Origin of the sequence: Nonomuraea rhodomycinica, assembly GCF_013363995.1 — a bacterium.
GTDB classification, from domain to species: domain Bacteria; phylum Actinomycetota; class Actinomycetes; order Streptosporangiales; family Streptosporangiaceae; genus Nonomuraea; species Nonomuraea rhodomycinica.
In genome coordinates this window covers 1-312 of record NZ_JABWGO010000047.1, presented here as the reverse complement: position 1 = coordinate 312, position 312 = coordinate 1, and the positions used below count along the sequence as shown (strand labels likewise).

Sequence of the window (312 nt, the reverse complement as noted above, 5' to 3'; positions counted from 1 at the left end):
AAGGAGTACCGGTTCAACTCACCTCCCGGATGGCCCGTCCCGACCCATGGCTGGAAGCCGCCGCAGGGGTGGCAGCCGGATCCGTCGTGGCCCCCGGCCCCTCCTGGATGGAACTTCTGGCTTCCGGAGAACCCGCCTGCCCCGCCGGCTCCAGCCGTCGTACCGCAGGTTCCGGAACGGAAGAGCGGCGGGCTGTTCGGCGGCAAGAAGCAACTTGAAGAGGAGACCGCCCAGCTACGCGCGTGGGTGGAACAACTCGGCGGGATGGACGCCATGCGCATCGCGGCGATGACCGAGGCGCTACGCGCAGAG

1 pseudogene is annotated in these 312 nt (G+C 68.9%); it reads left to right on the top strand.

Features of this window, described 5'->3' with window-relative positions:
- Positions 1-312: pseudogene (locus HT134_RS45065) on the top strand (DUF4041 domain-containing protein); the annotation flags it as partial.